13 protein-coding genes are annotated in these 14768 nt (G+C 70.5%); 2 read left to right on the plus strand and 11 right to left on the minus strand.

The annotated features are described in order from the left end of the window. Window positions 1–87: 87 nt before the first annotated feature. A complete protein-coding gene (locus ACZ7EC_RS21310) occupies window positions 88–951 on the minus strand; it encodes an ABC transporter permease (RefSeq protein ID WP_471064667.1) in 864 nt (287 codons plus the stop codon). Continuing rightward, window positions 941–1756 carry an ABC transporter ATP-binding protein gene (locus ACZ7EC_RS21315; RefSeq protein ID WP_471064669.1) on the minus strand — a complete coding sequence of 272 codons (816 nt, stop codon included), beginning with the start codon at window positions 1754–1756 and terminating at the stop codon, window positions 941–943. Before ACZ7EC_RS21315 ends, ACZ7EC_RS21310 begins: the two co-directional genes overlap by 11 nt. Window positions 1757–1913: 157 nt before the next feature. On the opposite strand from ACZ7EC_RS21315, the gene ACZ7EC_RS21320 reads away from it, so the two are divergent. Further along, window positions 1914–2606: a response regulator gene (locus ACZ7EC_RS21320; protein WP_397983624.1), complete on the plus strand. Its 693-nt coding sequence runs from the start codon at window positions 1914–1916 to the stop codon at window positions 2604–2606. An 18-nt stretch (window positions 2607–2624) separates the two neighbouring features. On the opposite strand, the gene ACZ7EC_RS21325 is transcribed toward ACZ7EC_RS21320, so the two are convergent. From ACZ7EC_RS21325 to ACZ7EC_RS21350, 6 genes are all read right to left on the minus strand, one after another. Then, window positions 2625–4229 (minus strand): solute symporter family protein, encoded by a 1605-nt coding sequence (locus ACZ7EC_RS21325; RefSeq protein WP_471064670.1) that lies wholly within the window; start codon window positions 4227–4229, stop codon window positions 2625–2627. Further along, the gene (locus ACZ7EC_RS21330; protein ID WP_471064672.1) at window positions 4226–4774 is read right to left on the minus strand and encodes a DUF485 domain-containing protein; all 549 of its coding nucleotides are present in this window, start codon (window positions 4772–4774) and stop codon (window positions 4226–4228) included. Before ACZ7EC_RS21330 ends, ACZ7EC_RS21325 begins: the two co-directional genes overlap by 4 nt. A 70-nt stretch (window positions 4775–4844) precedes the next feature. Further along, window positions 4845–5543, minus strand: a complete 699-nt coding sequence (locus tag ACZ7EC_RS21335; protein ID WP_471064674.1) for a response regulator transcription factor — start codon at window positions 5541–5543, stop codon at window positions 4845–4847. Next, window positions 5540–6691: a sensor histidine kinase gene (locus ACZ7EC_RS21340; protein ID WP_471064676.1), complete on the minus strand. Its 1152-nt coding sequence runs from the start codon at window positions 6689–6691 to the stop codon at window positions 5540–5542. Before ACZ7EC_RS21340 ends, ACZ7EC_RS21335 begins: the two co-directional genes overlap by 4 nt. Further along, window positions 6688–7239, minus strand: coding sequence for a DUF1453 domain-containing protein (locus ACZ7EC_RS21345; protein WP_471064678.1), 552 nt, complete (start codon window positions 7237–7239; stop codon window positions 6688–6690). The genes ACZ7EC_RS21340 and ACZ7EC_RS21345 overlap by 4 nt, the downstream gene beginning before the upstream one ends. 742 nt (window positions 7240–7981) lie before the next feature. After that, a complete protein-coding gene (locus tag ACZ7EC_RS21350) occupies window positions 7982–10105 on the minus strand; it encodes a DNA gyrase/topoisomerase IV subunit B (protein WP_471064680.1) in 2124 nt (707 codons plus the stop codon). 440 nt (window positions 10106–10545) lie between these two features. On the opposite strand from ACZ7EC_RS21350, the gene ACZ7EC_RS21355 reads away from it, so the two are divergent. After that, the gene (locus ACZ7EC_RS21355; protein WP_471064681.1) at window positions 10546–10779 is read left to right on the plus strand and encodes a DUF7455 domain-containing protein; all 234 of its coding nucleotides are present in this window, start codon (window positions 10546–10548) and stop codon (window positions 10777–10779) included. A gap of 108 nt (window positions 10780–10887) precedes the next feature. On the opposite strand, the gene ACZ7EC_RS21360 is transcribed toward ACZ7EC_RS21355, so the two are convergent. The 3 genes from ACZ7EC_RS21360 to ACZ7EC_RS21370 all read right to left on the minus strand — a co-directional run bounded on the left by ACZ7EC_RS21360 (window position 10888) and on the right by ACZ7EC_RS21370 (window position 14758). Beyond that, on the minus strand, window positions 10888–11784 hold the full coding sequence (locus tag ACZ7EC_RS21360; protein WP_471064683.1) for a serine protease: 897 nt from the start codon (window positions 11782–11784) through the stop codon (window positions 10888–10890). Between the two features lie 143 nt (window positions 11785–11927). Then, window positions 11928–13463 (minus strand): RNA polymerase sigma factor, encoded by a 1536-nt coding sequence (locus ACZ7EC_RS21365; protein ID WP_471064685.1) that lies wholly within the window; start codon window positions 13461–13463, stop codon window positions 11928–11930. A gap of 407 nt (window positions 13464–13870) precedes the next feature. Then, window positions 13871–14758 (minus strand): FadR/GntR family transcriptional regulator, encoded by an 888-nt coding sequence (locus ACZ7EC_RS21370; RefSeq protein WP_471064687.1) that lies wholly within the window; start codon window positions 14756–14758, stop codon window positions 13871–13873. Window positions 14759–14768 lie beyond the last annotated feature (10 nt).

Here is a 14768-nt window from a genome sequence, read left to right on the forward strand (position 1 = left end):
GGGCGGTGCGGGTGAGGTGTGGGGGGCTGGTCCTGCGACGGCCGGCGGTGGTGCGAGCGGGACCGTCCGGCCGCCGTGGCCGGCGGGTCAGTCGTCCGAACTGGCGGGCTTCCAGCGGAAGATGCGCCGCTCGGCGAAGGTCAGCAGACCCTCGGCGGCGAGGGCGACGACGGCGAGGATGACCATCGCCGCGTACACACCGGCAGCGTTGAAGGTGTTCTGCGACTGCGCGACGAGCAGGCCGATGCCCTTGGTCGCGCCGATGTACTCGCCGACGATCGCGCCGATCAGCGCGAAGCCGAAGCTGACGTGGAGGCTGGTGAAGATCCAGGAGGTGGCCGACGGGATGACGACCTGGAGGGTGACCCGGCGGTCGCTCGCGCCCAGGATGCGGGCGTTGGCCACCAGATTGCGGTCCACCTCGCGGGCGCCCTGGAAGGCGTTGAAGAACACCGGGAAGAAGACCAGCACCACGGCGGAGGCGACCTTGGAGGACGGGCCGAGTCCGAACCAGATCAGGAAGATGGGCGCGAGGACGATCCGGGGTATCGAGTTGAGCACCTTGATGTATGGACCAAGCACCTCGGCGAGCAGACCGATCCGGCCCAGCGCGATCCCGAGCAGGACACCGGCGACCACGCCCACGAGCCAGCCGAGCAGCGCCTCGTAGAGGGTGTACCAGACCTGCTCGCCCAGGGAGCCGAGCGCGGTGCCGTGCATGACCCAGGTGGAGATCTGGTCCCAGATCTTGGAGGGCATCGAGAAGTTGAACGGATCGATGACCTTCGCCCGCGACAGCGCCTCCCACAGACCCAGCACGGCGACCAGGAGCACCACCCGCGCGGAGTTGACGAGGAGCTTGCGGCGGCGGGCGGCTTGTGCGCGGCTCTGCGCACGGTCGGGGGCCTTGGCGGTGGCGGCGACCGGGGTGTCGAGAACCTCAGGCGACATGGGCGGCACCCCTCTCGCGGGTGATGCGGACCTCTTCGCCGAGCGACTCCCAGATCTCCCGGTAGATCTCGATGAAGCGTGGTTCGAGCCGCACCGACTCGACCTTGCGCGGGCGCGGCAGATCGATCTCGAAGACCTGCTTGACGGTCGCGGGGCCCGCCGTCATCACGACGACCTTGTCGGCCAGCGCGATGGACTCCTCCAGGTCGTGGGTGACGAAGACGACCGAGGCGCCGGTGCCCTCCCACAGTTCCAGCAGTTCGTCCGACATCAGCGCACGGGTCTGCACGTCGAGCGCCGAGAAGGGCTCGTCCATCAGCAGGATCTCGGGGTCGTTGACGAAGGTGGCGGCGAGGGCGACGCGCTTGCGCTGGCCGCCGGAGAGCTGGTGCGGGTAGCGGTCCTCGAAGGCGGCGAGCCCCACTCGGGCCAGCCACTCGCGGGCCTTCTGCCGGGCCTCCGCCTTCGGGACGCCCCGGAAGCGGGGGCCCGCCATGACGTTCGACAGCACGGTGCGCCAGGGGAAGGTGGCGTCCTGCTGGAAGACGAAGCCGACCTTGTCGCCGACGCCGCGGACCGGCTCCCCGGCGACCGTCACCTCGCCCTCGGTGGGCTCCTCCAGCCCGCTGACCAGAGTCAGCGTGGTGGACTTGCCGCAGCCGGTCGGTCCCACGACGGCCACGAACTCACCGCGTCCCACGGTGAGGTCCAGACCGCGCACGGCCGTGTGCAGCCCCCCGGAGGGGGTTCTGAAGGTCTTGCTCGCGCCCCGCAACTCGATGGCGGGGCCGGTGTGTGCGCTCATGGCCGGGACGGTAGGTCGGCCCGGCCACGAGCAGCAGTCTTGTGTGCACAAGGCGTTCTTTTGCTCGCAAGAAGCTGTTGTGCTCGTTTTGCTCGCGCTACAACTGCGGAGCCGCACAGGCGGGCCGGACGCCCGCCGGCCTTGAAGGAGAGGCCTGATGATTGACGTCCTGGTGGTCGACGACGACTTCCGCGTCGCTGAGATAAACGCCAAATACGTGGGAAAGGTTCCCGGCTTCCGGGTGGCCGCCCGCGCGCACAACGCCGCCCAGGCGCTGGCCGCCGTGGAGCGCGGCGCCATCGATCTGGTCCTGCTCGACCACTATCTGCCGGACCGCACCGGCCTGGAACTCGTCCACCGTATGCGGGAGCAGGGCCACGGCGCGGACGTCATCATGATCACGGCGGCCGGCGATGTCGCCACCGTCCAGCAGGCGATGCGCCTGGGGGCCCTGCACTACCTGGTGAAGCCGTTCACCTTCGCCGCGCTGCGCACCCGCCTCGACTCCTATGCCGCGCTACGCCGCACGGTCGACCGGATGGGCGGCCGGGGGGTGGCGGGCCAGGAACAGGTGGACCGGATCTTCGGGGCGCTGCGCACGGCCCCCGCCCCGTCCGCGCCCGGCCTGCCGAGCGGTCACACGGCGCCCACGACGGACCTGATATGCGACGTCCTCTACGACGCCGACCATCCGCTCTCCGCCCACGAGGTGGCCGCCCGCACCGGCCTGAGCCGTTCCACGGCCCAGCGCTACCTCCGCCACCTGGAACAGGCCGGCCGCCTGCGCCTCTCCCTGAAGTACGGGGACACCGGCCGCCCGGAGCACCGGTACGCCTGGGTGGCGCCGTGACGGTGCCGGCCTCACCCGTCAGACGGCGCCGGCCCCGGTGAGGGAGCGCACCTCCGTCTCGGCGAACTTGGCCTCGTCCGGGATCTCGTCCGAGGTGACCGTGCCCAGCCAGCCGGCGAGGAAGCCCAGCGGGATGGAGACGATGCCCGGATTCTGCAACGGGAAGTACTGAAAGTCGACGCCGGGGAACAGGGAGCCGGGACAGCCGGAGACCACCGGGGACAGCAGCACGAGTCCGAGCGCCGGGACCAGGCCGCCGTACACGGCCCACACCGCGCCGCGGGTGGTGAAGCCGGACCAGAACAGCGAGTACATCAGCACCGGCAGGTTCGCCGACGCGGCGACCGCGAAGGCGAGTCCGACCAGGTAGGCGATATTGAGGTCACGGGCCAGCAGCCCGAGCGCGATCGCCACGACACCGATGCCGACGGCGGCGAACCGCGCCACGGTCACCTCACCGTGTGCCCCGCCCTTCCGCCCGCGGTGTGTGCGGCGAAGGGAGGCGTACAGATCGTGGGCCACGGAGGCGGAGGAGGCGAGCGTGATGCCGGCGACCACCGCGAGGATCGTGGCGAAGGCGACGGCGGCGACCACCGCGAAGAGAACCGTTCCGCCAGTGGAGCCCGCGCCGCCGCCCAGGTCGAGGGCGAGCAGCGGCATCGCCGTGTTCCCCGCAGCGTTGGAGGCCCGCAGGGTACCCGGCCCCACGACCGCCGCCGCCCCGAACCCGAGGACGATCGCCAGCAGGTAGAACCCACCGATCAGGCCGATCGACCACACCGCGGAACGGCGGGCGGCGCGCGCGGTCGGCACCGTGTAGAAGCGGGACAGGATATGCGGCAGCCCCGCGGTGCCCAGCACCAGCGCGAGCCCCAGGCTGATGAAGTCGAGGCGGGCGGTCCAGCTCCCGCCGTACTTCAGGCCGGGCGCCAGGAAGGCGTCCCCGTGACCGCTGCGCTGCGCGGCCGTGACCAGCAACCGGTCGACATCACCGTGGAACCGCAGCAGTAGGAGCACGGTCAGCGCGAGCGTCCCGCCGAGCAGCAGCACCGCCTTCACGATCTGGATCCAGGTGGTGGCCCGCATCCCGCCCAGCGACACATAGATCACCATGAGCGCGCCGACCCCGATGACCGCCCACGCCCGAGCCGGCCCGCTCGTGCGCCCCAGCAGCAGCGCAACCAGGCTGCCCGCGCCGACCATCTGCGCCACCAGGTAGAGCACGGACACCACGACCGACGACATACCGGCCGCGATCCGTACCGGGCGCTCGCTCATCCGCGCGGACACCACATCGGCCAGGGTGAACCGGCCGCAGTTGCGGACCAGTTCGGCGACCAGGAACAGCACCACGAGCCACGCCACGAGAAAGCCCACCACGTAGAGCAGCCCGTCGTAGCCGTACAGCGCGATGAGCCCCGTGACGCCCAGGAAGGACGCCGCCGAGATGTAGTCGCCCGCGATGGCAAAACCATTCTCCATCGGGGAGAACAACCGCCCGCCCGTGTAGAACTCCTCCGCCGAACCATGCCTTCGCCGGCTCGCCCAGGTGGTGATCCCGAGGGTGACCGCGACGAACCCGCTGAACAGCAGCAGCGCCAACGTCTGATGACCTCCGGTCACCGGCTACCTCCCCGAGTCCCGCGGGTGAGCTCCTGGGTGTCCCAGCGCAGTTCCAGCGCGGCCCGGTCCCGCCGCAGCCGGGCGTGCCGGGCGTAGGCCCAGGTGAGCAGGAACGTGGTGAGGAACTGCCCCAGCCCCGCGAGCATCGCCACGTTCACCGCGCCCACTACGGGGCGTGCCATCAGTCCCGGTGCGGTGGTCGCCGCGACGACATACGCGACGTACCAGCTCAGGAAGACCGCGACCCCCGGCACCACGAACCGCCGGTATCTGCCGCGCACTTCCCGGAAGGCCGCGCTGCGCTGCACCGCGACGTACACATCGCGGGCGGGCTCCGCCGCCGTGTCCCGCTCCCCGCGGGCTGAGGGCACGGCCGGCGCGGGCGGTCCCGCGCCGTAGGGCTCGTCTCCGTCCAGGGCCGACGGGTCGTGCCAGGGGTCCCGGTGCTGCCTGTCGCGGGTGGGCGCGCCGTGGTCCCTCCCGCGCCCGGCCGAAGGCTCGGGACCGTCCCCTGCTCCGCGGGCACGATCATCGCTTGACTGCATGTCCAAGGATGGGCAGACCGGTAAGTTCCCCGACTCTTCTTCTCCGGGACCTTCACCCCATCAGGTGACCTCACCCCGCGGGCGGTCGCACCAGCCCCTTGGCGTAGGCGTAACGCACCGCCTGGGCCCGGTCCTTGAGTCCCGTCTTCGCGAAGAGGTTGTTGATATGCGTCTTCACGGTCGCGGTCGAGACATGCAGCCTGCGGGCGATGTCCTGGTTGCTCAGACCCTCGGCGATCAGCACCAGGACCTCGGTCTCGCGCACGGTCAGCCCGTCCGGCGGGACCACGGCCGCAGGCACGACCGCGGCCGGCTGGGGCTCGGGCTGCGACAGCCGCTCCAGCAGACGGCGCTGCACGCTCGGAGACAGCCCCGCCTCCCCCGACAGCACGCTCTCCACGGCCCGGACGATCTCGTCGCCACCCGCGTCCTTGGTCAGGTATCCCCGCGCACCGGCCCGCAGCGCGGGGAACAGCGAATCGTCGTCGGCGTACGTGGTGAGCACCACCACCTGGGTGCCGGGGTACTGCTCCCGGATCCGCCGGGTGGCCTCCACGCCGTCGCAGCGGGGCATCCGGAGGTCCATCAGGACGACGTCCGGAGCGAGTTCCCCGACCAGCCGCACCGCCTCCTCACCGTCCCCCGCGGCACCGACGACCTCGATGCCCGGCAGCAGACCGAGCAGCATCACGATGCCTTCCCGCACGACGGTCTGATCGTCGGCGACCACCACCCGTGCCGGCTTCTGCTCCTCCTCGGGCTCGGTCATACAGGCACCTTCAGCGTAACCACGAACCCCTCCTCGTCCGGCCCCGCGTCCAGCGAGCCGCCGAGCAGTTCGGCGCGCTCGCGCATACCGAGCAGACCGTACCCGCCGCCGGAGGAGGTCAGATCGCCGGGCCGTCCGCCCGAGTCGCGTACGTTCAGCGTCACTTGGTGGTCGCTGTAGTCGAGACGCAGGTCCACCCTGGCGCCCTGGGCGTGTTTGCGGACGTTCGTCAGCGCCTCCTGGGCGACCCGGCGCACGGCCTGGGAAGCCTCGGCCGGCAGGGGCCTGGGCTCACCCGTGACGGTGACCGCCGCGCCCTCGGCGCCGCTGACGAGTTCGCCAAGGAAGTCCTCCAGGGGCGTCAGTTCGCCCCGCAGCGCGGACAGCGCCTGTCTGGTCTCGGCGAGACCGTCACGGGCCATGCCGCGGGCGGCCACCACCCGCTCCAGGATCCGCTCGCGGTCGGCGCCCTGCTCGATCAGCAGTCGGGCCGCCTCCAGGTGGACAAGCTGTGCGGAGAGGCTGTGGGCCAGCACGTCGTGGATCTCACGGGCGATCCTGGCCCGCTCGGCGAATGCCGCGGACTCGGCCTCGGCGACTCTCGCGGCCCGCTCCTGGTCGAGCAGCCGCTGTGCGTTGCCGCGCGCTTCGGCGTCCAGCCGCAGGACGTAGCCGGCGAGGGCCATGCCCACTACCGAGGCCGCGGTGGTCAGCCAGACGTCGTTGTTGAACGCGGAGTACGCGGCGAGGCCCGCCGAGGTGACCGGGGTCGCGGCCGCGAGCGGGAGGCGCTCCAGGGCGGTGATTCCGCAGCCGCACCACAGGACGAGGGCCAGTGCCCTGAATCCGGTGGCCTCGGCTGCGACCGCGATGCCCATGAGCGAGGCCAGCAGGAGGAGCGAGGGAATCAGTCGGTGCCGGTAGGTGGTGCGGAAGAAGGCCCAGGCGAGGAATCCGGCGGCGACGACGCCGACGAGGGCGCCCACCGCGGTCCAGGCGCCTACATGCTTCTGGTTGTACGCGCCCCACAGCAGCAGGCCGATCACCAGAGCCCTGACCGCCCAGGCGAGCAGGCGGCGGGGGCGGGTGCTTCCGGCGCGGCCGAGTGCTTCTTTCGAAGGCCACCGCGTCCAGGCGTTCTCGGTCACACGCGCTCCCTTCCCGCGAGCCTGCCGTCACCGTACGCCGCGGTGGGGCGGCTCGTGGTGCCGAGAGGCTGGGTGGTCAGGGGCGTACGGCTGCCGAGGGTGCTCGCCCGCCAGGTCAGGATCCCGCCGCGGACCAGCAGGGAGGCGGCGAAGCCGAGAAGCAGGGCGGAGCTGTGCTGCTGCAGGCCGAGGGCGGCGCCGATGGCGTAGATGCCGATACGCAGGGCGATGCCGGCGATCCAGACGGCGGCGCTCGCCTTGGTGCCCTTGCTCCACACGGCGCCGTCCGGCTCCGTCCAGACGCGAGTGGTCCAGGCCCAGCCCGCGCCCATGGCGAGGCCGATGAGGAGTTCCACGGCGAGCAGCCCGGCGGACTCGACGCGGTGCTGGGCATCGAGGATGCCGGGCCCGCGCAACGCCATGACGCCGAGGATCAGCGGCAGCAGCCACCAGCGGCGGTCCGTGTTGACCGGGCGTGCGCGGAACTGCCGTGCCAGTACGAGCGCGACGACGGCCACGACCACCAGCGCGTTGGTGAGCCCCACCATCAGATCCTCCGTGAGTGAGAAGTCGGGTGCCGGGAGCGGCGCTGCCCGACGCTTCGAAGTTACGGAAATTCGCAGGTCGGGAGATCGGAGCCGGGGTGGATCACAGGTGGAGATCTTCGATGGGGCGCCTCCACCCAGGGGTGGAGAGGGAGCCGGGGGTCGGTGGGGTGGCGCGTGAGGGTGGGTGCGGGTTTGGGGTTGGTCGGCGGCGGCGAGCCTCGGAGGGGCAGCGGTGGTGTTGATGAGAGGGGCGAACCGGCGTCTGGGCCTGCCTCTGCGACGGGCCGCGCGAGACGTCCGAAGGCTCACCGCAGCGGGGTCGCATCAGGTCTCGCCGGCCCACGGCCGCCCGAGCGCAGCCCCGTGTGAGCCCCTCACCAGCGCGTCCCCACTCGATGCGCGCCACCTCGTCAGCGCGCCCTCACCCGTTCCGAGACGGGGCACGCCATCCCGACCCACGGGGTGCTCCTCACAGGGACAGTGGCATTGAGGGACGCCCTGACCGCCGCAGGGCGGCGACGTCGAGGCACCCCGCTCCCCGGACCGCCATGGCATCCTCTGGGTCCCCGCCAGGACCGCCCCGCCACACACCCGCACGGCGGTCCTCAGCCGAACCCACGCCCGGTCAGAGCACTCCCGCCCCAGCGAGATCACCCACCGCGAGCAGACCCTCCGCCGCGGTCCGCCCCAGTGAGGTCACCTGCCGCGAACCAGACCCCCCCGCCCCAGCCCGCCGCAGCCGTCACGCGTCGATACGCGACCGGTCCAGCGTCGCTGCCGAGCTGGAGATGAACTCCTTGCGGGGAGCCACGTCGTTGCCCATCAGGAGGTCGAAGACCTGTTCGGCGGCTTCGAGGTCGGAGAGGTTGATGCGGCGCAGGGTGCGGTGGCGGGGGTCCATGGTGGTCTCGGCCAGCTGGTCGGCGTCCATCTCGCCGAGGCCCTTGTAGCGCTGGATGGAGTCCTTGTAGCGGATGCCCTTGGTCTGGAACTCCATGAGCTTGTCCCGCAGCTCGCGGTCCGAGTACGTGTAGACGTACTTGTCCTGGCCCTTCTTCGGCTGGACGATCTCGATGCGGTGCAGCGGCGGCACCGCGGCGAAGACACGGCCGGCCTCGACCATGGGCCGCATGTAGCGCTGGAACAGCGTGAGCAGCAGGCACCGGATGTGGGAGCCGTCCACATCGGCGTCGGTCATCATGATGATCTTGCCGTAGCGGGCCTGGTCGATGTCGAAGGTGCGGCCCGAGCCCGCTCCTATGACCTGGATGATCGCACCGCACTCGGCGTTCTTGAGCATGTCCGTCACGGAGGAGCGCTGCACGTTGAGAATCTTGCCGCGGATCGGCAGCAGCGCCTGGAACTCGGAGTTACGCGCGAGCTTGGCGGTGCCGAGCGCGGAGTCGCCCTCGACGATGAACAGCTCGCTGCGGTCGACGTCGTCGCTGCGGCAGTCGGCGAGCTTGGCCGGCAGGGAGGAGGACTCCAGGGCGGTCTTCCTCCGCTGGGCGTCCTTGTGCTGGCGGGCCGCGACACGCGTCCGGGCGGCGGCGACCACCTTCTCCATGACGACGCGGGCCTGGGCGGCGGCGTCCCGCTTGGTGGCGGTCAGGAATGCCTTCAGTTCCCTGGTGACCACCTGGTTCACGATGCGGCGGGCCGCCGAGGTACCGAGGACCTCCTTGGTCTGGCCCTCGAACTGCGGCTCGGCCAGGCGCACCGTGACGACGGCGGTGAGGCCCTCCAGGGCGTCGTCCTTGACGATGTTGTCCTCGGCCACGCGCAGCATCTTCTTGGCGCGCAGCACGTCGTTCATCGTCTGGGTGAGGGCCTGCTCGAAACCGGAGACGTGGGTGCCGCCCTTGGGCGTGGCGATGATGTTGACGAACGACCTGAGGGTCGTGTCGTAGCCCGTGCCCCAGCGCAGCGCGATGTCGACGCCCAGTTCGCGGGCGACCTCGGTCGGGGTCATCTGGCCGTGCTCGTCCAGGACGGGGACGGTCTCCTTGAAGGTGCCCTTGCCGGAGAAGCGGAGCACGTCGCACACCGGCTTGTCGCCCGCCAGGTACTCGCAGAACTCGCTGATGCCGCCGTCGAAGCGGAAGGACTCCTCGCCCTTGCTGCCGCCCTCGCCCAGACCGTATTCGTCGCGGACGACGATGGTCAGACCGGGCACCAGGAAGGCGGTCTGCCGGGCGCGCTGGTGCAGCGTGTCCAGGGAGAGCTTGGCGTCCTTGAGGAAGATCTGCCGGTCGGCCCAGTAGCGCACGCGGGTGCCGGTGCGGGTCTTGGGGATCTTCTTGGCCTTGCGCAGACCGCTCTTGGCCTCGAACTTCGCGTCCGCGCCGGCGCCCGAGAAGGCGCCCGGCACGCCGCGCCTGAAGCTGATGGCGTGGGTGTTGCCGTCGCGGTCCACCTCGACGTCGAGGCGGGCGGAGAGGGCGTTGACCACGGAGGCGCCGACGCCGTGCAGACCACCGGAGGCGGCGTACGAACCGCCGCCGAACTTGCCGCCCGCGTGGAGCTTGGTCATGACGACCTCGACGCCGGACAGGCCGGTCTTGGGCTCCACGTCCACCGGGATGCCGCGGCCGTTGTCGCGGACTTCCACGGACGCGTCGTCGTGGAGGATCACCTCGATGTGGTCGCAGTAGCCGCCGAGGGCTTCGTCCACCGAGTTGTCGATGATCTCCCACAGGCAGTGCATCAGACCGCGGCTGTCGGTCGAGCCGATGTACATGCCCGGACGCTTGCGCACGGCCTCGAGGCCCTCGAGGACGAGCAGGTGCCGCGCGGTGTAGTTGGAACCGTCGCGGTCTGCTCCTGCCAGCAGCGCTGTGGACGGCACGGACGTATCGGCGGTCACGCGGTTCGCTCCTCGCTGAATTTCAGATTGCCCCCTTCTGGGTAAGGGGGAGGCTTCGGTTGCCCGTCAGAGGGTACCGAGGCCTGGTAGAGCCGGTGTAACGCCACCCTCGTCGGTTCCTCAGACTAGTCCAGACTCGCATGCACGTTCGATCCCTCGATGGGGTGAAGCGCATATCACGTTCCCTTGGAGGCATGAACCATTTAGGCTCCGGGCACGTCCTCATGAACAACCGGCAACCCAGCCGGGAGGACCGAGATACTAGACAGCGCGAACCCGTAAGCACCCCAACACGCACTACGGCACATTCGCCGCCAACCGGCAGCAGACAGCCGCCCCCGGAAAGATTTTTTCGAGGAAAAGCCACGAGCGGGAACGTTTTCGGGCTGGTTGGATGTTGACCCTGGTACGACAGCTCGTCGAGCTAGAGAAGAGGCGACGTGACTACTGTTCTGACCCCCGCGAGCCCGCTGACGGCCGCTGATCGCTGCGACCGCTGCGGCGCCCAGGCATACCTGCGCGTCGTCTTGCTCAGCGGCGGAGAGCTGCTCTTCTGCGCCCACCACGGGCGCAAGTTCGAGCCGGAACTCAAGAAGATCGCCGCTGAGATACAGGACGAGACGGAGCGGCTGACGGCTGCCCCGAGCAGCACCACCCCCGAAGAGGAACGCTGAATCTCGCACGTACGACGAGCAGCACCGGCGCAGGCCGATGAACGGGCGGCCGCTCCGTGAAGGAGCGGCCGCCCGTGCTCATATCCTCATCACGCCCGCGAAGGCCCCTCAGACCCCCCTGTGGGCCCCTTCACGGGCCTTCGTGAGTTCTTTCCCGTCTCCGCCGTCGCCGCCCACCCCAAGGGCGCGTACGACCTCGGAGACGCGCGTGTAGACGCCGGGACTCCCGGCCCGTCCGCAGCCGCTGCCCCAGGACACGAGCCCGATCAGCCGCTCGCCGGCCACCAGCGGGCCGCCGCTGTCCCCCTGGCAGGCGTCCGGACCACCGGTGGCCTCTCCGGCGCAGAGCATGCTTTCGGCCCGGTAGACGCCGTCCGGGCCGCCGGGATAGGCACGGGCGCAGCGGTCGTCGGCGAGCACATGCACATCGGCGGCGTGCAGCCGGTGCGCGTAGGCGCCACCGCCCGTCAGGTCGCCCCAGCCGGAGACCAGGGCCTTGGTGCCCGGCGTATAGGCCGGGTCGCCAGGCCCCGCCATGCCGATGACCGCGCTCTGCGGCAGCGGCTCGGCGAGCGTGACGAGGGCGAAGTCGCCGGAGTTCGTCGCGCTGTCGAAGCCGGGGTTGATCCGGACCGCCCGCACGGCGACCTCCTGGCCGTCGTCGGACAGCAGGTCGGTGCGGCCCGCGATGACCTTGAGGTCGTGCACGCGGTCGGGGGGTGCCCCGAGCACGTCCGCGTTCATGCAGTGGGCGGCCGTGAGCACCGTGGTGCGGGCGATCGCCACGCCGCCGCAGAACTGGCCCGCACGGGTGCCTCCGAACCGGTCACGGCTGGACAGTGCCACCGTCCACGGGGCCCGCGAGACATCGATGGGGAAACCCCCCACGACCACGCTCCGGACCGCCGTGGGCGACGCCGGGAACGCGCTCACCAGGGGTATGGCGGTCACGGTGGCCGCGAGGACGAGCGACCTGATCAGTGCGCGGCCAAGGGAACGACGCATGTCGACTCCTCACTCAGGGTGGGAACTGGAAGACCCAGAGTGATCCACATGGTCTCCGCGCGCAGCACGAAGGCCCGGCCCCCGCGAGGGGAACCGGGCCTTCGGCATCGTACGACCGGCCCGCGAGTGGCCGGAGCGGCGGACTAGTCGAGGTAGTCGCGCAACACCTGGGAGCGGGACGGGTGGCGCAGCTTCGACATGGTCTTGGACTCGATCTGGCGGATGCGCTCACGCGTCACGCCGTAGACCTTGCCGATCTCGTCCAGGGTCTTCGGCTGGCCGTCGGTGAGGCCGAAGCGCATGGAGACGACGCCGGCCTCGCGCTCGGAGAGGGTGTCCAGGACCGAGTGCAGCTGCTCCTGGAGCAGGGTGAAGCTGACGGCGTCCGCGGGGACGACGGCCTCGGAGTCCTCGATGAGGTCACCGAACTCGCTGTCGCCGTCCTCACCCAGGGGGGTGTGCAGGGAGATGGGCTCGCGGCCGTACTTCTGGACCTCGATGACCTTCTCCGGGGTCATGTCGAGTTCCTTGGCCAGCTCCTCCGGGGTGGGCTCGCGGCCCAGGTCCTGGAGCATCTGGCGCTGCACGCGGGCGAGCTTGTTGATGACCTCGACCATGTGCACCGGGATACGGATGGTGCGGGCCTGGTCGGCCATGGCGCGGGTGATCGCCTGACGGATCCACCAGGTGGCGTACGTGGAGAACTTGTAGCCCTTGGTGTAGTCGAACTTCTCGACGGCGCGGATCAGACCGAGGTTGCCCTCCTGGATGAGGTCCAGGAAGAGCATGCCGCGGCCGGTGTAGCGCTTGGCCAGGGAGACCACCAGACGGAGGTTGGCCTCCAGCAGGTGGTTCTTGGCGCGGCGGCCGTCCTCGGCGATGATCTCCAGCTCGCGCTTGAGCTTCGGGGCGAGCTTGTCGGCGTTCGCGAGCTTGTCCTCGGCGAACAGGCCTGCCTCGATGCGCTTGGCGAGCTCGACCTCCTGCTCGGCGTTGAGCAGGGGGACCTTGCCGATCTGCTTCAGGTAGTCCTTGACCGGGTCGGCGGTGGCGCCGGCCGCGGCGACCTGCTGGGCGGGCGCGTCGTCCTCGTCCTCGTCGGACAGGACGAAGCCCGCGCTCTCGGTGCCCTCGGGCTCGTCGCCGACCTTGGTGTCCTCGAGGACCTCGTCCTCGAGGATCTCGGCGTCGTCCTTCTTGCCCGTGGTCTTCTTGGCCGCCGTCTTCTTGGCGGTGGTCTTCTTGGCAACCGTCTTCTTGGCGGTCGCCTTCTTGGCCGCGGCCTTCTTGGCGGGCGAGGCCTCTTCGGCGGGATCGGCCGGGGTGGCGGACGCCTCGGGGGCGGCCGTGGTGGCGGTGGCCTTCCTGGTGGTCACCGTCTTCGCCGCGACCGTCTTGGTGGCGGTGCGCTTGGCCGGGCTTTTCGCTGCGACGCTCTTTCGGGTGCGCTTGGGCTCTGCTGCACTGACCATCAGCGTCACACCCTCTTCCTCAAGAATCTGGTTGAGGCTGCGCAGTACGTTCTTCCACTGAGTGGCCGGAATCTGGTCAGCTTCGAAGGCCCGACGCACATCGTCGCCGGCGATCTGCCCCTCAGCCTTTCCCCGCTCAATGAGCGCCATGACAGAGACGGACTCGGCGATCTCCGGCGGGAGCGTACGGGATGTGCTGGCCGACACGAACAACCTCTCGGAACGTTGGAAAACGGCTTCCGGCACCGTCCACTGCGGACGGGAACCGACCACCGGCCTGGGGATGGGCCGACGGCGCGGGCGCGGGCCGGGAAGATGCACAGCGCCATGTCTGGCGTCCGTATTCCCTTCGCGGCTGTCACCTCTTAGGTCATCGCGCTGTTCCCATGAGTGTTACGCCCATTCTGCGTGGCCCGAGTCACACCCCGTAAGCGAACAAAGACGGTCAGATGCGGCCAAAAGCCATCACCCGGCGCACCACCGGACCCCGCCGGACTCCTGAGGGTCCGGCGGGGTCCGGCGGTGGCGGGTACGACGGCCGGCGCCCGGACCGGACCGCCACGGGGACCACGAGGGCGCCGCACACCGGCGGACCGCGCCGCCCGCGGGGCGGGTCAGTGCTCGCGCGGGGCGGGAACCACCCGTTCCACCTCGGGGTGGGCGGTGAGCAGCTGACGCATGGCGGCCTCCGCGGCGCCGCCGTCGCCGGTGCCGATGGCGTCGACGATGCGCGCGTGCTGGGCGAGGGACGCGTCGTTCGGCCGGTCGCAGGCCGTGACCGGGCCGCCGGAGACCTGGAGGGCGGCGCCGACGATGCCGGAGAGGTGCTCCAGCATGCGGTTGCCCGCGATCTGGATGAGCAGCGCGTGGAACTCGGTGTCGGCGCGCGAGTAGGTGAGCGCGTCGCCCTGTGCCATGGCGTGGCTCATGATCTCGACCATGTCGGACAGGCGCTGCTGCACCTCCTCGCGGCCGTGTCCGGCGGCGAGACGGGCGGCGAGCGGCTCGATGGTCCAGCGCAGCTCGCTGAGCTCGCGACGCTGGTCGTCGCGCTGGGGGCCGAAGGCCCGCCACTCGATGATGTCCGGGTCGAGGAGGTTCCAGTCGCTGACCGGACGCACGCGTGTGCCGACGTTCGGCCGGGCGCTGACCAGGCCCTTGGCCTCCAGGACGCGGAGGGATTCGCGGACGACGGTGCGGGAGACCTCGAAGCGCTGGCCGATCTCCTCGGGCACCAGCGGGCGGTCCGCGCCCAGGTCGCCGGAGACGATCATCTGACCCAGCTGCTGGACGAGTTGGCCGTGCAGCCCGCGGCCGCGGCTGCCCGCCGGCCGCCGGCCGACCCGGCCCAGCTCGGATTCGCCTCCGTCCCAGGCGGGCGCTCCGACGCGGTCGCCCACCGGGGCTTCGCCGTAGGAGTAGCGGTCGAGTTCGCCCGGACCGACCAGACCGGAGTCGGTGGAACGGGCGGCGGTCATCATGGTGTGCGCAAGGGTACTCACGGATCCTTTG

Source organism: Streptomyces sp. NPDC037203 (genome assembly GCF_055605065.1).